The 19,370-nt window shown below is 56.6% G+C and carries 20 protein-coding genes, 1 other RNA gene and 1 pseudogene; 12 read left to right on the top strand and 10 right to left on the bottom strand.

The features are described from left to right. Positions 1-110 precede the first annotated feature (110 nt). On the top strand, positions 111-1,355 hold the full coding sequence (gene mtr / locus ACVCAM_RS06160) for a tryptophan permease (RefSeq protein ID WP_407223711.1): 1,245 nt from the start codon (positions 111-113) through the stop codon (positions 1,353-1,355). 85 nt (positions 1,356-1,440) lie between these two features. Here mtr and ACVCAM_RS06155 read toward each other — a convergent pair whose 3' ends face one another. From ACVCAM_RS06155 to ubiU, 3 genes are all read right to left on the bottom strand, one after another. Next, on the bottom strand, positions 1,441-2,448 hold the full coding sequence (locus tag ACVCAM_RS06155) for a luciferase-like monooxygenase (RefSeq protein WP_447093553.1): 1,008 nt from the start codon (positions 2,446-2,448) through the stop codon (positions 1,441-1,443). Between the two features lie 78 nt (positions 2,449-2,526). Continuing rightward, positions 2,527-3,405 carry a U32 family peptidase gene (locus ACVCAM_RS06150; protein WP_348581808.1) on the bottom strand — a complete coding sequence of 293 codons (879 nt, stop codon included), beginning with the start codon at positions 3,403-3,405 and terminating at the stop codon, positions 2,527-2,529. A 7-nt stretch (positions 3,406-3,412) separates the two neighbouring features. Next, the gene (ubiU, locus tag ACVCAM_RS06145; RefSeq protein WP_021242249.1) at positions 3,413-4,408 is read right to left on the bottom strand and encodes a ubiquinone anaerobic biosynthesis protein UbiU; all 996 of its coding nucleotides are present in this window, start codon (positions 4,406-4,408) and stop codon (positions 3,413-3,415) included. Positions 4,409-4,619: 211 nt separating this feature from the next. On the opposite strand from ubiU, the gene ubiT reads away from it, so the two are divergent. Beyond that, a complete protein-coding gene (gene ubiT / locus ACVCAM_RS06140) occupies positions 4,620-5,144 on the top strand; it encodes a ubiquinone anaerobic biosynthesis accessory factor UbiT (protein WP_008501482.1) in 525 nt (174 codons plus the stop codon). Further along, a complete protein-coding gene (locus ACVCAM_RS06135; protein WP_023344977.1) occupies positions 5,138-5,641 on the top strand; it encodes a GNAT family N-acetyltransferase in 504 nt (167 codons plus the stop codon). The genes ubiT and ACVCAM_RS06135 overlap by 7 nt, the downstream gene beginning before the upstream one ends. Here ACVCAM_RS06135 and ACVCAM_RS06130 read toward each other — a convergent pair. Beyond that, positions 5,628-5,957, bottom strand: coding sequence for a GIY-YIG nuclease family protein (locus ACVCAM_RS06130; RefSeq protein WP_008501484.1), 330 nt, complete (start codon positions 5,955-5,957; stop codon positions 5,628-5,630). The two genes, ACVCAM_RS06135 and ACVCAM_RS06130, sit on opposite strands and share 14 nt — an antisense overlap. A gap of 14 nt (positions 5,958-5,971) precedes the next feature. Between ACVCAM_RS06130 and ACVCAM_RS06125 the strand changes: the two genes are divergently transcribed. Next, a complete protein-coding gene (locus tag ACVCAM_RS06125; protein WP_008501485.1) occupies positions 5,972-6,406 on the top strand; it encodes a YhbP family protein in 435 nt (144 codons plus the stop codon). On the opposite strand, the gene ACVCAM_RS06120 is transcribed toward ACVCAM_RS06125, so the two are convergent. After that, on the bottom strand, positions 6,386-6,904 hold the full coding sequence (locus ACVCAM_RS06120) for a type 1 glutamine amidotransferase domain-containing protein (RefSeq protein WP_008501486.1): 519 nt from the start codon (positions 6,902-6,904) through the stop codon (positions 6,386-6,388). The genes ACVCAM_RS06125 and ACVCAM_RS06120 overlap by 21 nt on opposite strands. Positions 6,905-7,032: 128 nt before the next feature. Here ACVCAM_RS06120 and ACVCAM_RS06115 point away from each other — a divergent pair, with 128 nt between their 5' ends. After that, positions 7,033-7,677, top strand: coding sequence for an NAD(P)H-binding protein (locus ACVCAM_RS06115; protein WP_023344976.1), 645 nt, complete (start codon positions 7,033-7,035; stop codon positions 7,675-7,677). A 39-nt stretch (positions 7,678-7,716) separates the two neighbouring features. Then, the gene (locus ACVCAM_RS06110; protein ID WP_023344975.1) at positions 7,717-8,754 is read left to right on the top strand and encodes a permease; all 1,038 of its coding nucleotides are present in this window, start codon (positions 7,717-7,719) and stop codon (positions 8,752-8,754) included. Between the two features lie 65 nt (positions 8,755-8,819). On the opposite strand, the gene dolP is transcribed toward ACVCAM_RS06110, so the two are convergent. Genes dolP through ACVCAM_RS06090 form a run of 4 tightly spaced genes read right to left on the bottom strand, consistent with a single transcriptional unit; the run spans position 8,820 to position 12,535 of the window. Beyond that, positions 8,820-9,395 carry a division/outer membrane stress-associated lipid-binding lipoprotein gene (gene dolP / locus ACVCAM_RS06105; RefSeq protein WP_008501489.1) on the bottom strand — a complete coding sequence of 192 codons (576 nt, stop codon included), beginning with the start codon at positions 9,393-9,395 and terminating at the stop codon, positions 8,820-8,822. A gap of 9 nt (positions 9,396-9,404) precedes the next feature. Beyond that, on the bottom strand, positions 9,405-9,995 hold the full coding sequence (diaA, locus tag ACVCAM_RS06100; protein WP_003861754.1) for a DnaA initiator-associating protein DiaA: 591 nt from the start codon (positions 9,993-9,995) through the stop codon (positions 9,405-9,407). 21 nt (positions 9,996-10,016) lie between these two features. Further along, positions 10,017-10,412, bottom strand: a complete 396-nt coding sequence (locus ACVCAM_RS06095) for a YraN family protein (protein WP_021242244.1) — start codon at positions 10,410-10,412, stop codon at positions 10,017-10,019. Beyond that, positions 10,370-12,535 (bottom strand): penicillin-binding protein activator, encoded by a 2,166-nt coding sequence (locus ACVCAM_RS06090; protein WP_025912546.1) that lies wholly within the window; start codon positions 12,533-12,535, stop codon positions 10,370-10,372. Before ACVCAM_RS06090 ends, ACVCAM_RS06095 begins: the two co-directional genes overlap by 43 nt. A gap of 62 nt (positions 12,536-12,597) precedes the next feature. Here ACVCAM_RS06090 and rsmI point away from each other — a divergent pair, with 62 nt between their 5' ends. Further along, positions 12,598-13,461, top strand: a complete 864-nt coding sequence (gene rsmI / locus ACVCAM_RS06085) for a 16S rRNA (cytidine(1402)-2'-O)-methyltransferase (protein WP_407223710.1) — start codon at positions 12,598-12,600, stop codon at positions 13,459-13,461. Positions 13,462-13,616: 155 nt separating this feature from the next. Here the strand turns inward: rsmI and garD are convergent, their stop codons facing one another. Next, the gene (garD, locus tag ACVCAM_RS06080; RefSeq protein ID WP_025912544.1) at positions 13,617-15,188 is read right to left on the bottom strand and encodes a galactarate dehydratase; all 1,572 of its coding nucleotides are present in this window, start codon (positions 15,186-15,188) and stop codon (positions 13,617-13,619) included. Between the two features lie 373 nt (positions 15,189-15,561). Here garD and garL point away from each other — a divergent pair, with 373 nt between their 5' ends. From garL to wcaA, 5 genes and pseudogenes are all read left to right on the top strand, one after another. Next, on the top strand, positions 15,562-16,332 hold the full coding sequence (garL, locus tag ACVCAM_RS06075; RefSeq protein WP_023294648.1) for a 2-dehydro-3-deoxyglucarate aldolase: 771 nt from the start codon (positions 15,562-15,564) through the stop codon (positions 16,330-16,332). A gap of 21 nt (positions 16,333-16,353) precedes the next feature. After that, positions 16,354-17,244 (top strand): 2-hydroxy-3-oxopropionate reductase, encoded by an 891-nt coding sequence (gene garR, locus ACVCAM_RS06070; protein WP_008501502.1) that lies wholly within the window; start codon positions 16,354-16,356, stop codon positions 17,242-17,244. Between the two features lie 59 nt (positions 17,245-17,303). Further along, an RNA gene (rnpB, locus tag ACVCAM_RS06065) (RNase P RNA component class A) lies at positions 17,304-17,680 on the top strand. Positions 17,681-17,974: 294 nt separating this feature from the next. Continuing rightward, positions 17,975-18,334: pseudogene (locus ACVCAM_RS06060) on the top strand (pentapeptide repeat-containing protein); the annotation flags it as partial. Positions 18,335-18,358: 24 nt separating this feature from the next. Next, on the top strand, positions 18,359-19,246 hold the full coding sequence (wcaA, locus tag ACVCAM_RS06055; protein WP_348581826.1) for a colanic acid biosynthesis glycosyltransferase WcaA: 888 nt from the start codon (positions 18,359-18,361) through the stop codon (positions 19,244-19,246). Positions 19,247-19,370: the final 124 nt, after the last annotated feature.

The following is a 19,370-nucleotide window of genomic DNA, read 5'->3' as shown; positions in this document are numbered from 1 at the left end:
AGCCCCGATACATGCTATCGGGGCTTTTTTTATTCCCTTTGTACTCTTGTACTGGTACATTGCGTCGCATTAAAATGCAAAACCGCATGATTGACTGGAGAAAAGGCTGTATGGCGACACTAACCACCACCCAAACGTCACCTTCGCTGCTTGGCGGCGTGGTGATCATCGGCGGAACCATTATAGGTGCCGGGATGTTCTCCCTGCCCGTGGTCATGTCCGGTGCGTGGTTCTTCTGGTCGCTGGCCGCGCTGGTCTTTACCTGGTTCTGTATGCTCCATTCCGGGCTAATGATCCTCGAAGCCAACCTGAACTACCGCATTGGCGCGAGCTTCGACACCATCACCAAAGACCTGCTGGGCAAAGGCTGGAACCTGGTGAACGGGCTGTCCATCGCGTTTGTGCTCTATATCCTGACCTATGCGTATATTTCGGCGAGCGGCTCGATTCTGCATCACACTTTTGCTGAGATGTCGCTGAACGTTCCGGCGCGTCTGGCGGGGCTCTGCTTTGCACTGGGCGTGGCGTTTATCGTCTGGATGAGTACCAAAGCGGTGAGCCGCATGACGGCGATCGTGTTGGGCGCTAAGGTCATCACCTTCTTCCTGACCTTCGGCAGCCTGCTGGGGCACGTGACGCCCGCCACGCTGTTTAACGTCGCCGAAGTGAATACCTCCTACACGCCGTACCTGCTGATGACGCTGCCGTTCTGTCTGGCGTCGTTTGGCTACCACGGCAACGTGCCGAGCCTGATGAAGTACTACGGCAAAGATCCGCGCACCATTGTGAAGTGTCTGGTATACGGTACGCTGCTGGCGCTGGGGCTGTACGTGATTTGGCTGCTCGGGACGATGGGCAATATCCCGCGCCCGGAGTTTATCGGTATTGCGCAGAAGGGCGGTAACATTGATGTGCTGGTGCAGGCCCTGAGCGGCGTGCTGAACAGCCGCAGCCTGGATTTACTGCTGGTGATCTTCTCTAACTTCGCGGTGGCGAGCTCTTTCCTCGGCGTGACGCTGGGCCTGTTTGACTACCTGGCGGATCTGTTTGGCTTTGATGACTCTGCGATGGGCCGCTTCAAAACCGCGCTGCTGACCTTCCTGCCGCCGATTGTGGGCGGCCTGCTGTGGCCAAACGGTTTCCTGTACGCCATCGGCTATGCCGGTCTGGCGGCGACCATCTGGGCGGCGATTGTGCCGGCGCTGTTGGCCCGCAAATCACGTAAACGCTTCGGCAGCCCGAAATTCCGCGTCTGGGGCGGCAAGCCGATGATTGCGCTGATCCTGGTGTTTGGCGCGGGCAATGCCCTGGTACATGTGCTGTCGAGTTTTAATCTGTTGCCGGTGTACCAGTAAACATTTTGTGCCGGATGGCGGCTACGCCTTATCCGGCCTACGCGTCCCCGTAGGCCAGGTAAGCGAAGCGCCACCTGGCAAAAAACTACCCCACCAGCTCCTCTTTCACCTGCATGGCCAAATCAAACGAATGCAAACGTGCCTGGTGATCGAAAATCTGACCGTTAACCATAATTTCATCCGCCTGCGTTTCGCGCAGCACTGCCTCCAGCCCGTGACGCACTTTCGCTTTATCGCCTACCAGCGACATGCCCAGCGCCTGCTGTACGCCATACTGCTCTGAAGCTGACCACAGCTGATGCATATTCTCCACCGGCGGCGGAAGCTGGCCCGTCTCGCCGCGGCGCAGCTTCACAAACGCCTGCTGCATAGAGGTAAACAGGAATTCCGCGTCGCGATTGCTGTCGGCGGCAATGATGTTAATACACACCATCGCGTACGGCTTCTCCAGACGCTCGGACGGTTTGAAGTGCGTGCGGTAAAGATGCAGCGCCTGATGCAGCATATCCGGTGCGAAATGCGAGGCAAACGCAAACGGCAGCCCCAGCTGGGCGGCAAGCTGCGCGCTGTAGAGGCTTGAGCCCAGCAGCCAGACCGGGATCTTCTCGCCGTAACCCGGTACCGGGCGCACGTGCGGGTTCGGGTCACGCGCGTCGAACCAGTCCACCAGTTCGGCCACGTCGCGCGGGAAGTTGTCGATATCGCCGCTCATATGGCGGCGCAGGGCGCGCATGGTCGGCTGATCGCTACCCGGCGCACGGCCAATCCCTAAATCAATACGGCCCGGATAGAGGGTATTCAGCGTGCCGAACTGCTCGGCGATCACCAGCGGGGCGTGGTTCGGCAGCATCACGCCGCCGGAGCCCAGGTGCAGCGTGGTGGTGTTTGCCGCCAGATAACCAATCAGTACCGAGGTAGCGGCGCTGGCAATGCCCACCATGTTGTGGTGTTCGGCCAGCCAGTAGCGGTGATAGCCACGCTTTTCGACCAGCTGAGCCAGATCCAGAGAGTGCGAAAAGGCTTCTCTTGCCGAGGAGCCTTGTGGGATCGGCGCCAGATCCAGCACCGAAAACGGAAGGGTTTTGTCAGTCATAACAGCTCACTTTGTCGACGGTGAATCTTTAATACTGCATTAAAAAATGATAACCGTTGTTAACAAAGTGAGCCTTTTTTAAGCCTGCAGTTCCAGCCCGGCCAGACGCTTCCAGTAGCCGTTACAGTCGCTGTTTGACGCCAGCGGCAGCGGAGCAGCGCCATTTTCGTTAGCGCGGAAGGCGTCCAGCATCGCGAACACGCCGGTATCCAGCGGCGACAGGCGCACCATATCGACCAGTCCGTCCATCGACGGCAGCTCGTTGCCGAGGTTATAGACATAGCCGCTCATGGTCTGAATACCGTTGAGAACAAACACCTGCTGATTCTCCTGCGACAGCATGCTGCGCCCGTTCGGATACTTAATACAGCAGGTTTCGCACTCGTCTTTCGGACGGTCTTCCGAGCGTGCGGTAAAGCAGCGGGCGGAATAGGCCAGCGGCAGATGCCCGTAGCTCAGCACCTCCACTTCAAACTTGTTGCGAATGCCCAGCTCTTCACACTGCGTGAGCAGGTTTGCCAGCCAGTCGCGGGAGAGTTCCACCGGCATGCACCAGCGCGTCATCCCCTGTTTGAGCAGCAGGCGCAGGGTCACCGCGTTGTAGCAGTTCAGGGCATGACCCGCGACAAACGGCAGCTTGCGCTCGGCACACATGTTCACCACGCCGAGATCGCTCGCTTCCAGCAGGAACTCGCCGTTCTCAACGTAGCGTTTCAGCTCGCCCAGTTCAGAAGAGGCCTGCACCAGCGCGAGCGTGGAAAGCACCACCTGTTTGCCGCTTCCCGCCAGGTTTTTCGCCATCTCCAGCCAGTCGCCCACTTTCGTCGCCCGACGTTTGCTGCACACCGCTTCGCCGAGGTAAATCACATCGGCGTTGCTGGTGGCGGCCTGTTGGTAAAAATCTTCCAGCGTCTCTTTTGGCCAGTAGTAAAGCACCGGCCCTAATGAATATTTCATGATTTTCTCACTGCCATTTACGGTGATACGCGCCCAGCGTGGTTTGCGTGCCTTCGGACATCGATCCGAGCGTTTCCATCCAGGCCTGCTGCGGCGCGTAGTTCTGCGGGTCCGCCATGCAGCGGTCGATGGCCTGACGCCACACTTTCGCCACCTGGCTCACGTACGCCGGGCTGCGCTGGCGACCTTCAATTTTCACCGAGGCGATATTGGCCGCCAGCAGTTCCGGCAGCAGCTCCAGCGTGTTAAGGCTGGTGGGCTCTTCCAGCGCGTGGTAACGCTCGCCGTCTACCAGATAGCGGCCTTTACACAGGGTAGGATAACCCGCGTTTTCACCGTCCTGATAGCGGTCGATCAGCACCTCATTCAGGCGAGATTCCAGCCCCTGCGGCGTTTGCTGCCAGCGAACGAAGCGGGCAGGGGAGCAGGCCCCGACGGTATTTGGCGACTCGCCGGTCAAATAGGAGGAAAGATAGCAACGGCCTTCGGCCATAATGCACAGGCTACCAAAGGCAAAAACTTCCAGCGGCACTGGCGTGACGCGCGCGAGTTGCTTAACCTGATGAATAGAGAGTACGCGCGGCAGCACCACGCGGGCCACGTCAAAGTTTCGGTGATAAAAACGTACGGCCTCTTCGTTGGTGGCAGATGCCTGAACAGAGACGTGGCGCTCAATATGGGGATAGCGTTCTGCCGCATACTCAAGCATGGCGAGGTCGGCCAGAATCAGCGCATCAGCACCCAGCTGTGCTGCCATATCCACCGCGCGCTGCCAGCGGGCGTAGCCGTCAGGATGAGCAAAGGTATTGATGGCGATATGCAGCTTGCGTCGGTGCTGGTGAACGAAGTTAACGGCTTCCTGAAGCTTTTTCTCCGTAAAGTTGAGGCCAGCAAAATGGCGGGCATTGGTGTCATCTTTCAGCCCGATATAGACCGCATCGGCCCCATTTTCGATGGCCGCCTTAAGCGCCGGAAGGTTTCCGGCAGGGCAGAGCAGCTCCATAATTTATCCTGATGTTGTCGATCGCAAAAATGTTAACGAGCTGGGATTTTAATTAACCCATACGCGACAATTTTTGATTTAAGGCAGCTAATGGCGTATTGATGGCACCAATAATGAGGTTGTCCGGACGACGGTTTGTTGATTTACGCCGCTATGTTATGCGTCGGATATGGCAAAATAGCAGGACTATAGATATCAGGGAGTAAAGCTCGTGCTGGATAAACTGCGTTCACGTCTCGTACAATTTGGCCCATCAATGCTGAGCGTGCCGGTAAAGCTGGCGCCGTTCGCGCTTAAACGTCAGGTGCTGGAGCAGGTCCTGAGCTGGCAGTTCCGCCAGGCGCTGCAGGATGGCGAGCTGGAATTCCTGGAAGGCCGCTGGTTGAGCATTGAGGTGCGTGACATCGGGCTGCGCTGGTTTACCTCCGTTGAGAATGACCAGCTGATCGTCCGCGAAACCGCCGAGGCGGACGTGAGCTTTAGCGCCAATGCCAGCGATCTGCTGATGATCGCCGCGCGCAAGCAGGATCCGGATACGCTCTTCTTCCAGCGCCGTCTGGTGATTGAAGGCGACACGGAGCTGGGCCTGTACGTTAAGAATTTAATGGATGCCATTGAGCTGGAGCAGATGCCGAAAGCGCTGCGCGTAATGTTAATGCAAATGGCAGATTTCGTTGAGGCCGGGCTGAAAACCCCGCCGGACAGTAAACACACTTCAGTAGGTGAGCCATGCTGATTCGAGTCGAAATTGGGATTGATGCACCGGGTATCGATGCGTTATTACGCCGCGCTTTTGAGAGCGATGCGGAAGCCCAACTGGTCCACGATCTCCGTGAAGACGGCCTGATCACGCTGGGGCTGGTTGCCACCGATGATGAAGGTCAGGTGGTGGGCTATGTTGCCTTCAGTCCGGTCATCGTTCAGGGCGAAGATCTGCAGTGGGTCGGTATGGCACCGCTGGCGGTGGATGAAAACTATCGCGGGCAGGGGCTAGCGCGCCAGCTGGTCTATGAAGGGCTGGATTCGCTCAATGAGTTCGGTTATGCGGCCGTTGTAACGCTGGGCGATCCGGCATTCTATGGCCGTTTGGGCTTCGAGCAGGCCGCGCATTACGATCTGCGCTGCCGCTGGCCGGGTACGGAATCCGCTTTCCAGGTGCACCGTCTTGCGGACGACGCGCTCAACGGCGTCAATGGTCTGGTCGAATACCACGACCATTTCAATCGCTTTTAATCAGGCTCTCGCGTAGCGCCTCAAAGGAGCCGTCTCCGGTCACGAGGCGCTCTTTCTGGCGCTTCGTCAGCTGTTTGATGCGGTATTCCAGCCTGAGCGCCAACGATCGGTCACCGACGGGCGCCGAAAAGGCGAGCTGTAATTCTCCTTTCCCCCGCAGCGCTTTTGCCCCTTTCCCCGTTTGATGTTGTAAAAAACGCCGCGCCACATCGGTGGTGATCCCGGTGTAGAGTGCGTTATCAGCGGTTCGGACAAGATAGAGAAACCAGCACACGGTAAACAGATTCAGTATGTTAAGGTGAACGCACCATAGCATGAGAGAGAACGAAAATGGAAACACTGGCCGCCATTAACCGCTGGCTGGCGAAGCAGCACGTCGTCACCTGGTGCGTCTACAGCGAGGGTGAGATGTGGTGCGCAAACGCGTTTTACTACTACGATCCGGAGCGCGTCGCGTTTTACGTCATGAGCGAAGACAAAACGCGTCATGCGCAGATGACCGGCCAGCAGGCAAAAGTCGCGGGCACGGTAAATGGCCAGCCGAAGACAGTCGCGCTGATCCGTGGGGTACAGTTTAAGGGGGAAATCCGTCGACTGGACGGAGAAGAGAGCGACGCGCGTCGCAAGCACTACACGCGCCGCTTTCCGGTCGCCGCTGCGCTAAAAGCCCCGGTGTGGGAAATCCGCCTCGATGAGCTGAAATTTACCGACAACACCCTGGGCTTTGGCAAGAAGCTGCACTGGTTACGCGCCGAGCAGGCGTAGCGCTTCGCGGTTAAACGCCGGGAGATCGTCCGGGGTCCGGCTGGTGATCAGCTGGTCTTTGTCGTTGACCACCTCCTGATCGTAAAACTCGGCCCCCGCATTTTTCAGATCGATAACGATCGGTTTCACCGCCGTGAGCTTACGCCCGCGTACAACCTCCGCGCTGATGAGCAACTGCGGCCCGTGACAGATGGCAAAGACCGGTTTGCCGGTAGAGACAAAGTCCCGGGTGAAGGTTACGAAGCGCTCGTCTCCGCGCAGGGAATCCGGTGAATGGCCGCCGGGTAAAAGCAGGGCGTCAAAATCTGAGGGGCTCACGTTATCGATAGTCTCGTCGATGGTCACGCTGGCCTCGCCCTTATGGCCTTTCACCGTTTTGCCCGCCTCTTTCTCGATGGTGATGACCTCATGTCCCGCCTTGCGGAACGCCTCTGCAGGAGAGGTGAATTCTGAATCTTCAAACTCGTCGGTAATCAAGACTGCGATTTTCTTGCCCATGCTTCCTCCGTTGTTTTGGCTTCAGACTGATTTTTCTCCGCTTGTGGTAAATACTTACCTGTAACAGACTTCTAAGTGTGGTCGACGACGCTGAGTTCGCAAACGGACAATTCTGTAAAGGGGATACGATGAGTCAGGTACTGATTACCGGGGCTACCGGGCTAGTGGGCGATCATCTGCTGCGGCTGCTGATTCAGGATCGCCGCGTGAACTACATCGCCGCCCCGACGCGTCGACCGCTGGTGGACATCTCCGGGGTCTTTAATCCGCACGATCCCCAGCTGACGGATGCGCTGGCGCAGGTCCAGGACCCGATTGATATCGCCTTTTGCTGTCTGGGCACCACGCGTCGGGAGGCGGGTAGCAAAGAGGCATTTATCCACGCCGACTATACGCTGGTGGTGGACACCGCGCTTGCGGCGAAAAAGCTGGGAGCCAGACATTTTCTGGTGGTCAGCGCGCTGGGCGCCAGTGCCGGATCGCCTTTCTTCTACAACAAGGTGAAGGGCAAGATGGAGGATGCGCTGATTGCGCAGAAATGGGAGCAGCTGACGATTGTGCGCCCCTCAATGCTGATCGGCCACCGGGACGAGCGCCGCTTTAACGAGTCGATATTTGCCCCGCTGTTTCGGATCCTGCCCGGCAACTGGAAATCTATCGAGGCGCGGGACGTCGCGCGTGCGCTGTTAAAAGAGGGACTGGCTCCGTCGAAAGCGGGCGTAAACATTATCCCTTCGGCAAAACTGCGTGAAATCGCGCAGGGCGAGGCGTAAACTCCCCCGGCTAATTACTCATACTCTCCGGGGAATGCTATGACTGGTCAGTCTTCATCTCAGGCGGCAACACCTGTTCAATGGTGGAAGCCCGCACTCTTCTTTCTCGTGGTCATCGTTGGCCTTTGGTACGTGAAATGGCAGCCGTACTACGGCAAAGCCTTCACCGCCGCCGAAACGCACAGCATCGGTAAATCTATTCTCGCTCAGGCGGATGCCAGCCCGCTTCAGGCGGCGTGGGACTATGCCATGGTCTACTTCCTTGCCGTCTGGAAGGCCGCCGTCTTAGGCGTGATCCTGGGCTCACTGATTCAGGTGCTGATCCCGCGCAACTGGCTGGTGAAAACCCTCGGACAGCCGCGCTTTCAGGGGACGCTGCTGGGAACGATCTTCTCCCTGCCGGGCATGATGTGCTCCTGCTGCGCTGCGCCCGTGGCGGCAGGGATGCGCCGCCAGCGCGTGTCGATGGGCGGCGCGCTGGCGTTCTGGATGGGCAACCCGCTGCTCAATCCGGCGACGCTGGTGTTTATGGGCTTTGTCCTGGGCTGGCATTTCGCGTTCATTCGTCTGGTGGCCGGACTGCTGACCGTGCTGGTGGTGGCGACGCTGGTGCAGAATCTGGTGAAGGATAAGGCGCCAGAGTCCGCGTCTGTTGAGCTGGACGTCAGCGAGCCGCAGGGCGGGTTCTTTGCGCGCTGGGGCAGGGCGCTATGGCAGCTTTTCTGGAGCACCATCCCGGTCTATATCCTGGCGGTGCTGGTTCTCGGGGCGGCGCGCGTCTGGCTCTTCCCGCATGCGGATGGCGCTATCGACAACACGCTGTTGTGGGTCATTGCGATGGCCGTTGCAGGCTGCCTGTTTGTGATCCCTACCGCCGCAGAAATTCCTATTGTTCAGACCATGATGCTGGCCGGCATGGGCACCGCACCGGCACTGGCATTGCTCATCACGTTACCGGCCATCAGCCTGCCGTCGCTGATTATGCTGCGTAAGTCATTCCCGGCGAAAGCGCTGTGGCTCACCGCGGGGCTGGTGGCGTTGAGCGGGGTGATGGTGGGAAGTATTGCGCTTCTGTGAAAAACGCCCGGTGGCGCTACGCTTACCGGGCCTACAAAAAAATCCCCTCACTTGAGGGGATTTTTTTATTTAATGTAAGTAAACGCGGTGGTGACGTGCTTCACGCCGCTCACCCGGCTGGCGATATCGGCCGCCGCTTTCCCTTCACGTTCGGTCACCAGACCCAGCAGGAACACTTCACCGTTTTCCGTTGTCACCTTCACGTTGGAAGATTTCACCTGGTCCGAGCCCAGCAGCTGGGAACGTACTTTGGTGGTGATCCAGGTATCGGAAGAGGCATCACCCAAACCAATTGGCTTGCCCTGACGCACTTCGTTAAACACCTCTGTGGTCCCTTCAACGCCCATCGCAATCTGTTTCGCACGCGAGGCGAGCTCCATATTCGGCGCCTGGCCTGCCAGCAGCACTTTGCCCTGATAAGCCGTCACGTTGATACGCGCCTCTTTCTTGATCTGTTCGTCTTTCGACAGCGCACTGTTGACGCGCAGCTCCAGCGTACCGTCATCCACCTGTGTTCCCACAGTGCGCGGATCGGTTGCCGCTTTGGTGCCTACTGCGGCAGTACCCACAACGGCCGCAGCGATACATCCCTGAAGCAGTAATGCAGACATAAGGACTGCGAGGGTCGATAAAGCCTTCATAAGAACTCCTTAATCATCCTGGTGAGGGAAAAGCGTGTTATCGATCAAGTCACATAAGCAGTTCACCGTGAGCATATGCATTTCCTGAATACGCGCGCTCCGGTGAGACGGAATGCGGATTTCCACATCCTGCGGCCCAAGCAGACCCGCCAGCTCACCCCCGTCATAGCCGGTTAAGGCCACGATAGTCATGTCGCGGGTGACGGCGGCTTCAACAGCTTTGACTATATCCCGGCTATTGCCGCGCGTGGAGATAGCCAGCAGCACATCTCCGGCATGACCCAGGGCTCGCACCTGCTTTGCGTAAATTTCGTCATGCAGACGATCGTTAGCAATCGCCGTTAAGACCACATTATCGGTATTAAGTGCAATGGCAGGTAAACTGGGACGTTCTGTTTCAAAACGATTGATCATGCTGGCAGCAAAATGCTGTGCGTTGGCGGCTGACGTGCCGTTGCCACAACAGAGGATTTTGTTGCCGTTTAGCAGGGATTGCACCAGCGTCATTGCGGCACGCGAGATAGCATCCGGAAGGGCTTCCGCCGCGGCAATCTGAGTCTGGATGCTTTCTGTGAAGCACACTTTAATTCTTTCGAGCACGTTATCCCTTTTAAATCTTAATTATGCGTCTTCGCCAAAAGCGTTTTTAAGCCATTCGATCTCATTTCCGGTGAAGGCTATCACATCGAACCGGCAATCCACAGTATCAAAACTCCCATTATGGCGGGCAAGCCACAAGTGGGCAGTCTGTAATAATTTATGTTGTTTGGCGAGCGTCACGCTGGCGGCAGCACCGCCAAAACGGGAGGACTGTCGAAAGCGCACTTCTACAAACACAATGACCTGACCGTCTTTCATGATCAGGTCGATTTCGCCACCACGTCCACGGACGTTGGCGGCGATAAAACGCAGTCCTTTGCCTTCAAGCCAGCGACGCGCCTTTAACTCCCACGCATCGCCGGTTTGTTTGCGGCTTAACTGGCCGGGACGATCTGCCCCTGCTGGTATTTGAGCCATGATAACTTCCTGTTAATCACACAATCCTGGGTCGCGGTCAGATCGCCGGTGTTGCCGTTAAGCTCGAAGCCCGGCACCTGACGCATCTGGGTAAAGTGGTTTGCCAGCGCCCACGCATCAACCCCCATCGCATACAGACGCGCCAGAGAGTAATCGTTACGCACCGCGCTCAGCGCCTGCTGCATCAGGGATGGATTGCTGCCGGCCAGCATCGGGATTTCGCTGTACTGCAGACCGTCCATTTCCAGACGGAAATCCGGGCCTGCGGTGCCCTGTGCGCTGCGGGAGCTGGCGTAGAGCGTTGCGCCGCTCTGGCTGCCGTTACGCATCGCAATCATCGGTTTGATAAAGGCGATCTCCTGCGGCGTGGCAACGATATAGGCCGCATCCACTTTACCGCCACCGCTAATCTGCGCGTCGGTTGGCGGCGCAGGGATCGTCAGGCCGCCAATCGTCACGCCCTGCTGCTGTGGCAGGCTCGCGGTGACCGGGCTACCGTTAAGTGCGATACCCGCCCCGCCGTTGACGCCTGCGCGCAGTTCAGAGACGGAACCGAATTTCTGCTGCAGCACCACGCCGCCGCCCAGCTTCTGCCACTCATCGGCAAAGGCATTGGCCACGCGATCGCCCAGCGTGCTGCGTGGGATGAGCAGCAGCGGAGCCTGCTTACCCTGCTCATGAATATGACGCGCCGCATCGCGGGCTTCATCTTCTGGAGAGAGCGCGAAGTAGCAGATATTGGCCCGGTTCTGAACCTGCTCTGGCTGGTTGAGCGCCAGCACGTTCAGCGTGGTATTGCTCTTCATCAGCTCTTCCACGTTGTTCTTCAGCAGCGGACCGACAACGATGCTCGCCCCGTCCTGCTGTACCTGCGCCAGCACCTGGTCAAGCGGCTGCGAGCTGGTGTCGTAGATTTTCAATTCAGCGCCCGGGTTGGCGCTGGTGGTTGCCACGGCCTGCGGCTGCGTGGCAGGTTGAGCCGCGGGTTGTGCAGGCTGCTGTTGAGGCTGTTCTGCTGTTGTGGCAGGAGCTGGCGCCGTTTGCGTCTCGGCCGGAGCCTGGGCCGCAGGTGCTGCTGTAGCCGGTGCAGCTTCAGCTGGAGGCGTCGTCGGGGCCGTCACAGGGTTTTGCATCGTGCCCTGCGCTGGCGTTTGCGCCGTGGTCAGGTCGCTGGTCTCTGCGGCGGATGGGCTGACAACATCATTATTCACATTAGCCGCCTGGGCTGCCTGTGCGGGAACGGCGCTGCCGGCTACCGACGTCGTGCCGTTTTTCGCCGCTTCAAAACCCTGCTGAATGGTACGTCCAAACACCGCCGCCTGGCCGTTGAGCGGCAGAAGCAGGGCGATTTTGCTGGTGGAAGCTGGCTTAAAGTTCTGCACGTTCACCAGCTGGGTTGGCAGCATTTTCGCGCCCGGGTTTTGCGGGTAGCGCGTCTGCCAGTCCGTAATGCCGGCTTTCAACATTTTTGGATCGCTGCGGTTGTTAAACCACATCTGCTGCAGATCCAGCCAGCCCTGCAGGACGTTTTCATCGGCGTTGATGACCAGCGCCTGCGCCTGTTCCTGCGTCATCGACGCCAGCGCTTGCCAGGTGGCATCAATATTTTTCTGCTTATCAGCACCGCCAAGCAGCGGCTCTTGCGCGACGAGCGCGCGGAGCAGCGTCAGGGAAGGGCGTCCCTGCTCAGCGGTAATACCCGCCTGCCAGAAGCGCGCCTGCTGGTTTTTATCCAGCGCGCTTACGTCGATATCACCGAGGATCTTCTTCGCGGCGGCGTAATCTTTCAGCGCGACTTTCAGCTCGGCAGAGAGCAGGCTCTGCTCGCGACGCTGTGCGTCGTTAAGATCTTTTGGCAACTGGTTAAACAGTTCGGCTGCCCGCTGGGTTTTACCCTCTTTCAGCAGTGCACGAATGGCGAGTAATTGCCAGTTGGTCTTGGTATCATTTGAACTCTGCGACATTTGTTGCAGATAAAAGCCAGAATCAGCCTGAGCAGAACCCTGGAGATGGGCGGTGCTCTGGTCAGGTGCCTGAGTGCCACAGCCTGCAAAGATCAGGGCTGCCAGCAGAAGCGGCACGCTGCGCGTGGCTTTTTTTCGAAGAAACGTTAACGGTACCATACTGTATCCAGTGATTTTTTTTACGCAATGCTCAATATTAAATCGGCAATACGGACGAAACAATGAAACAACACGAAACGGCAGATAATTCTCAAGGCCAGCTTTATATTGTACCTACTCCTATCGGGAATTTGTCTGATATTACCCAACGTGCGCTCACCGTACTGCAAGCTGTTGATTTAATTGCTGCTGAAGACACCCGCCACACCGGCCTGCTGCTGCAACATTTCGCGATTAACGCCCGTTTGTTTGCGCTGCACGATCACAATGAGCAACAAAAAGCCGAAACGCTGGTGGCGAAGCTGAAAGAGGGGCAGAACATTGCCCTGGTCTCCGATGCCGGTACGCCGCTGATCAACGATCCGGGCTATCACCTGGTGCGTACCTGTCGCGAAGCCGGTATTCGCGTTGTGCCCCTGCCGGGACCGTGCGCCGCGATTGCTGCGTTATGCGCCGCAGGTCTGCCGTCTGACCGTTTCTGCTATGAAGGCTTTCTGCCTGCTAAATCCAAAGGCCGCCGCGACGTCTTAAAAGAGCTGGAAGCGGAACCGCGCACCCTGATTTTCTACGAATCCACGCACCGCCTGCTGGAGAGCCTGGAAGATATGGTGACCGTCTGGGGGGAAGGCCGCTACGTGGTGCTGGCGCGCGAGCTGACCAAAACCTGGGAAACCATCCACGGCGCACCGGTGGGCGAGCTGCTGGCGTGGGTGAAGGAAGACGAAAACCGCCGCAAGGGTGAAATGGTGCTGATCGTCGAAGGGCACAGGGCGGAAGAAGACGCCCTTCCTGCCGACGCGCTGCGCACGCTGGCGCTGCTGCAGTCGGAATTGCCGCTGAAGAAAGCCGCTGCGCTGGCGGCAGAAATTCACGGCGTGAAGAAAAATGCGTTGTATAAGTATGCGCTGGAGCAGCAGGGGGAGTAAGGCATCCCCTGCCGGTTTTTGCCGGGTGGCGGCTACGCCTTATCCGGCCTACGGATCGTTATGTGTCTTTTAGCTAGCAGGTATCGCCTCAACCTGGAAGGTTTGCGGCGTGTCCGACGGGTTACCTAAATGCGGGATAGATGTGGGACGGAAAATCACGTCACCGGTGCCGGGTTAAACACCGCCAGCTGATTATGCAATCCCCATTGGTCCGAGAAGGTTTTCTTTCGCCCGCTGGCGACATCCAGAATGAAGTGGAACAGCTTCCAGCCCACGTCCTCAATGCTCTCTTCTCCGGTGGCGATGGTGCCCGCGTTAATATCCATTAAGTCATACCAGCGGTTTGCCAGCTCGGTGCGAGTCGCCATCTTGATCACCGGCACCGCCATCAGGCCGTACGGCGTGCCGCGCCCGGTGGTAAAGACCTGTACCGTAATGCCGGATGCTACCTGCTGCGTGCCGCACACAAAATCGCTGGCCGGCGTTGCCGCGTAGATCAGGCCGCGTTTCGTCGGGCGCTGGCCCGGAGAGAGCACTTCTGCAATGGCGCTCTGCCCGGATTTGGCAATAGAGCCGAGGGCTTTTTCCACCACGTTTGCCAGGCCGCCTTTCTTGTTGCCCGGAGACGGGTTGGCGCTGCGGTCGGTTTTGCCCATATCGAGATAGTTATCGTACCAGGCCATCTCCTCAAGCAGTCGCTTGCCGACCTCTTTATTAACGGCGCGCGGCGTCAGCAGATGGATGGCGTCACGCACTTCAGTCACCTCGGAGAACATCACCGTGGCGCCGCAGCGAACAAGCAGATCGGACGCATAGCCCACCGCCGGGTTGGCCGTCACGCCGGAGAAGGCATCGCTGCCGCCGCACTGGGTTCCGACCACCAGCTCCGACGCCGGGCACGTTTCGCGCTGGCGGCGGTTGAGCTTGTCCAGATGGCGTTCTGCTACCTGCAAAATATCGTCGACCATTGAGCGGAAACCGACGTGGCGTTCGTCCTGCAGGCGCACGATACTGGCCTCGTCTGCCGGAATGGCTTTGACATCTTCCGTGCCTTGCAGCAGGCGCTCGGGCTGGAGCTTTTCACATCCCAGGCCAATAACCATCACTTCGCCGCCAAAGTTGGGGTTCAGGGCGATATTGTGGATGGTGCGGATAGGCACCACCGCAGCGGGCGCGTTAATCGCCACGCCGCAGCCGTAGAGGTGGTTCAGGCCCACCACGCCGTCGACGTTCGGGTATTTTGGCAGCAGATCGCGTTCGATGATTTTCACCACGTAATCCACAACGCCCGCCACGCAGTGCACGCTGGTGGTAATGCCGAGCAGATTTTTGGTGCCGACGCTGCCGTCCGCATTGCGATACCCTTCAAAGGTATAGCCTTCCAGCGGGGGAAGCGGTTCCGGCACGCGGGTTGCTAGCGGGAGCGTGTTCAGCGGCGGCGCTTCTGGCAGCGCCACCAGCGACTCCTCCACCCAGCTTCCCTGCGGAATAGGACGGACGGCATAGCCGATGACTTCACCGTAACGCACAATTTCGCTTTCAGCAGGGATATCCACCAGGGCGACTTTATGTCCCTGCGGAACATGCTCAGTCAGTTCCAGCCCGTCCGGGAAGCGGGTTCCTGCTTTTAAGCCATTGTCGTTGACGATAATCGCCACGTTATCGGCATCGTGCACTTTTATATAAAACGCCGTCGGGGGTGCCTGTCGAATTTCAATGTCGGCCATTGGTCAGTATTCTCCAGCAAAATTCTGATAATAGGTTCAGCCATTTTTCTGATGGTAGAAATAAATACGCGACTTTCAGAAATAAAGCATGTCAGCAGATTCAATATCAAAATGTGATCCCGATCGCTCGCGAGCCCGTAATCCTTGATTCTGTGCATTAGCGCCCAGTGCTTTGTGCATATGCAAAAATTTTTATCGAAAAATAGCGTAATGCCTGAGCATTAAAACAATGTGCGGTCGTGGATTGCATCTTATACTGAATGACGATTTTATTACGCCAGAATATGTCCGAATAATAAATATCATGCTGGCGCGGTGTCTGAATAAATAAAACGGTACTGAAAAAGGCTGCGGAATTAAAAAGGTAAATACGATGAATAACGCTATCTTCCCGAATAAATTTAAAGCGGCCCTCGCGGCGCACCAGATTCAGATTGGCTGCTGGTCCGCGCTGGCAAACCCTATCAGCACCGAAGTGCTGGGCCTGGCCGGTTTCGACTGGCTGGTGCTGGACGGCGAACATGCACCAAACGATATCAGCACGTTTATTCCGCAGCTGATGGCGCTGAAAGGCAGCAACAGTGCCCCGGTGGTGCGTGTCCCCACCAACGAACCGGTGATTATTAAGCGTCTGCTGGATATCGGCTTCTACAACTTCCTGATCCCGTTTGTGGAGACGGAAGAGCAAGCGGCGCTGGCCGTGGCGTCAACGCGCTATCCTCCCGAAGGGATCCGCGGCGTTTCCGTTTCGCACCGCGCCAATATGTTTGGCACCGTCCCGGACTATTTCGCGCAGTCCAACAGCAACATCACCATTCTGGTTCAGATCGAGAGCCAGCAGGGCGTCGATAACGTCGACGCGATTGCCGCCACAAGCGGCGTGGACGGGATCTTCGTCGGCCCAAGCGATCTGGCTGCGGCCTTTGGCCATCTGGGTAACGCCAGCCACCCTGACGTGCAGCGCGCGATCCAGCACATCTTTGCCCGCGCCAAAGCACACGGCAAGCCGTGCGGCATTCTGGCGCCGGTTGAGGCTGACGCCCGCCGCTACCTGGAGTGGGGAGCCACGTTTGTTGCCGTCGGCAGCGACCTCGGCGTTTTCCGCTCGGCTACGCAGAAATTAGCGGACGCTTTTAAAAAATAACCATCATTGAGGAAACAGATTATGACGCTGAAAGTGGGTTTTATTGGCCTGGGGATCATGGGTAAACCAATGAGTAAGAACCTCATCAAAGCAGGTTACTCGCTGGTGGTCTCCGATCATAATCCACAGGCCGTGGCTGAGGTGATAGCGGCTGGCGCAGAAGCAGCCACCACCGCGAAAGCCATTGCCGAGCAGTGCGATGTCATCATCACCATGCTGCCAAACTCCCCGCACGTCAAAGAAGTCGCGCTGGGTGAAAACGGCATTATCGACGGCGCGAAACCGGGCCTGGTGCTGATCGATATGAGCTCTATCGCACCGCTCGCGAGCCGTGAAATCAGCGAGGCGTTGAAGGCGAAGGGCGTCGATATGCTGGATGCACCGGTCAGCGGCGGCGAGCCGAAAGCCATCGACGGCACGCTGTCGGTCATGGTCGGCGGCGATAAAGCTATTTTCGATAAATTTTACGACCTGATGAAAGCCATGGCGGGCTCCGTGGTACACACCGGGGAGATCGGCGCGGGTAACGTGACCAAGCTGGCAAACCAGGTGATCGTGGCACTCAACATTGCCGCCATGTCTGAAGCGCTGACGCTGGCGACCAAAGCGGGCGTCAATCCGGACCTGGTCTACCAGGCTATTCGCGGCGGTCTGGCGGGCAGTACGGTGCTGGATGCCAAAGCGCCCATGGTCATGGATCGCAATTTCAAACCCGGTTTCCGCATCGACCTGCATATTAAAGATCTGGCGAACGCGCTGGACACTTCCCACGGCGTGGGCGCACAGCTGCCGCTGACCGCGGCGGTCATGGAGATGATGCAGGCGCTGCGTGCCGATGGCCTGGGCACGGCCGATCACAGCGCAATTGCATGCTACTACGAAAAACTGGCGAAGGTGGAAGTGGCGCGTTAATCACGGCTTACCCACAGCCGAGGGTGACAGCGGCGCGCAAACCCTCTATACTGCGCGCCGAAGCTGACCAGACAGTCGCCGCTTCGTCGTCGTCCCTTTCGGGGGAGACGGGCGGAGGGGAGGAAAGTCCGGGCTCCATAGGGCAGGGTGCCAGGTAACGCCTGGGGGGGAAACCCACGACCAGTGCAACAGAGAGCAAACCGCCGATGGCCCGCGCAAGCGGGATCAGGTAAGGGTGAAAGGGTGCGGTAAGAGCGCACCGCGCGGCTGGTAACAGTCCGTGGCACGGTAAACTCCACCCGGAGCAAGGCCAAATAGGGGTTCACATGGTACGGCCCGTACTGAACCCGGGTAGGCTGCTTGAGCCAGTGAGCGATTGCTGGCCTAGATGAATGACTGTCCACGACAGAACCCGGCTTATCGGTCAGCTTCAACTTCTTCTAAAACAATTCGTTGGTGTGTCTCAGGCTTTCTAAGGCAAAACTGTGACACAGACTGTGATACAAACGAGGCACACCAACGGCTGTTCCATCCCGACTATCCTGAAACCTTGCAACCGCTACAGCCTTCATTTCCGTCTGCCTTCAGTTTATATGTATGTCTCTGAATTGCGATTCATATTTATTTACTGACAATATTGGCTCTACAGACCCCCCTGGCTCACTACAATGTATGAGAAAAATAAATAAAACGTTAATAAATACAGTTTGTCCCTAATTAATTTCTGAAAATGAAGGGGGACTATTGCTATAGAATGATAAGAGCGCTTAACTCAATACCTAATTTTCTCATCGGTATTCGGTTGAGCATGGACAGAAAAAACAAACTAAAAAAACTAATCAAATATCATAAAAATATACTTAAAAATCACCGATATCAGCCTGGTTTAGCAGGTGCAGATCTGAGGTTTATGGATCTCAGGGGGCTCTATTTACGCAATATAAATTTATCGGGATGCGATATTTCGTTTTGTGATCTTCGAGGAGCCGATTTCTCCTGTGCCAACCTTGCAGGCGCTAATCTTAGCTACTGTAAAACGGAAGGTACAATTTTTAGTCACGCTGATTGTACTTGCGTGGATTTTACTGGAAGTGATATCCATGATGTCAGGTTATTGACGGAACATCAACAAAATGAAAGTGATACGCCACTATCCCGACCACTCATCTCCATCTACATGCCAACCTGGAACCGCCAGGCATTGACGATCAGAGCCATACAATCGGTACTGAATCAAGACTATGTGAACTGGGAACTCATTATCATTGACGATTTCTCATCCTCATTTGACCAACTCTTGACGTATATCTCCGAACTGAATGACCCACGCATTACCTATATCCGCAATGAATTTAACTCTGGCGCTTGTGCAGTCCGAAATCAGGCTATAAGAATGGCCCGTGGTGACCTTATTACGGGTCTGGATGATGATGATGAATGGCTACCGACACGCCTGTCCTCTTTTCTTACCTGGCAACATAAACTTCAGTTGCACAGTTTTTTGTACGCAAATGATTATCTCTGTGACGGTACCGGATATCATCATCCTGATGAATTACAGGTGTATCCGAAACCGGCTTATAAAAAAAGCCTGTTTGATAAACGGAATATTATAGGTAACCAAATGCTGACCTTAACCAGTAGAATGCAGCAGATCCTGTTCGACGACGCCTTGCCTGCTGCTCAGGATTATGATGCTTTTTATCGGCTTGCAGAAACTTTTGGTGAACCTTACAAACTGGATGACATCACACAGGTGCTTTATGTCAATCACGGCGAAGCCCGCATTACCTGCTCAGGACGAAAGTTTTCAGGTTATCTACGTTTTTACCGGAAACACAAAGCCAAATTAGACGTATCGAGTAAAAAATATCAGCTCTTCACTCTATACTACATTCGCAACAAAAAGATGCGCCCGCAAACCCTGATGAAACTGATGACGCTACGCAATCTGAAACGCTATCTGATGATGTATACCCGCTTCCGGAACAAAAAGTTCTGATGCCTACAAACGACAAGAGTCGTTGTGGTGTCCGGAAATAGTAGGTTAATACGGCAATGATTGTGACGAGGGGCTGGATAAGTCGCCGGGAATTACCCCGGCGGACAACCACGACGAACGGGTA

It is taken from the genome of Enterobacter sp. CFEC122 (assembly GCF_052983755.1).
The sequence above is the reverse complement of the archived record's forward strand: the minus strand, read 5'-3'. Positions and strand labels throughout refer to the sequence as shown.

Excerpts from the sequence above, each read along its gene's own strand:
- mtr (WP_407223711.1), top strand. The coding sequence starts at position 111 with ATGGCGACACTAACCACCACCCAAACGTCACCTTCGCTGCTTGGCGGC.
- ACVCAM_RS06155 (WP_447093553.1), bottom strand. The coding sequence starts at position 2,448 with ATGACTGACAAAACCCTTCCGTTTTCGGTGCTGGATCTGGCGCCGATC.
- ACVCAM_RS06150 (WP_348581808.1), bottom strand. The coding sequence starts at position 3,405 with ATGAAATATTCATTAGGGCCGGTGCTTTACTACTGGCCAAAAGAGACG.
- ubiU (WP_021242249.1), bottom strand. The coding sequence starts at position 4,408 with ATGGAGCTGCTCTGCCCTGCCGGAAACCTTCCGGCGCTTAAGGCGGCC.
- ACVCAM_RS06135 (WP_023344977.1), top strand. The coding sequence starts at position 5,138 with ATGCTGATTCGAGTCGAAATTGGGATTGATGCACCGGGTATCGATGCG.
- ACVCAM_RS06130 (WP_008501484.1), bottom strand. The coding sequence starts at position 5,957 with ATGCTATGGTGCGTTCACCTTAACATACTGAATCTGTTTACCGTGTGC.
- ACVCAM_RS06125 (WP_008501485.1), top strand. The coding sequence starts at position 5,972 with ATGGAAACACTGGCCGCCATTAACCGCTGGCTGGCGAAGCAGCACGTC.
- ACVCAM_RS06120 (WP_008501486.1), bottom strand. The coding sequence starts at position 6,904 with ATGGGCAAGAAAATCGCAGTCTTGATTACCGACGAGTTTGAAGATTCA.
- ACVCAM_RS06115 (WP_023344976.1), top strand. The coding sequence starts at position 7,033 with ATGAGTCAGGTACTGATTACCGGGGCTACCGGGCTAGTGGGCGATCAT.
- ACVCAM_RS06110 (WP_023344975.1), top strand. The coding sequence starts at position 7,717 with ATGACTGGTCAGTCTTCATCTCAGGCGGCAACACCTGTTCAATGGTGG.
- dolP (WP_008501489.1), bottom strand. The coding sequence starts at position 9,395 with ATGAAGGCTTTATCGACCCTCGCAGTCCTTATGTCTGCATTACTGCTT.
- ACVCAM_RS06095 (WP_021242244.1), bottom strand. The coding sequence starts at position 10,412 with ATGGCTCAAATACCAGCAGGGGCAGATCGTCCCGGCCAGTTAAGCCGC.
- ACVCAM_RS06090 (WP_025912546.1), bottom strand. The coding sequence starts at position 12,535 with ATGGTACCGTTAACGTTTCTTCGAAAAAAAGCCACGCGCAGCGTGCCG.
- rsmI (WP_407223710.1), top strand. The coding sequence starts at position 12,598 with ATGAAACAACACGAAACGGCAGATAATTCTCAAGGCCAGCTTTATATT.
- garD (WP_025912544.1), bottom strand. The coding sequence starts at position 15,188 with ATGGCCGACATTGAAATTCGACAGGCACCCCCGACGGCGTTTTATATA.
- garL (WP_023294648.1), top strand. The coding sequence starts at position 15,562 with ATGAATAACGCTATCTTCCCGAATAAATTTAAAGCGGCCCTCGCGGCG.
- garR (WP_008501502.1), top strand. The coding sequence starts at position 16,354 with ATGACGCTGAAAGTGGGTTTTATTGGCCTGGGGATCATGGGTAAACCA.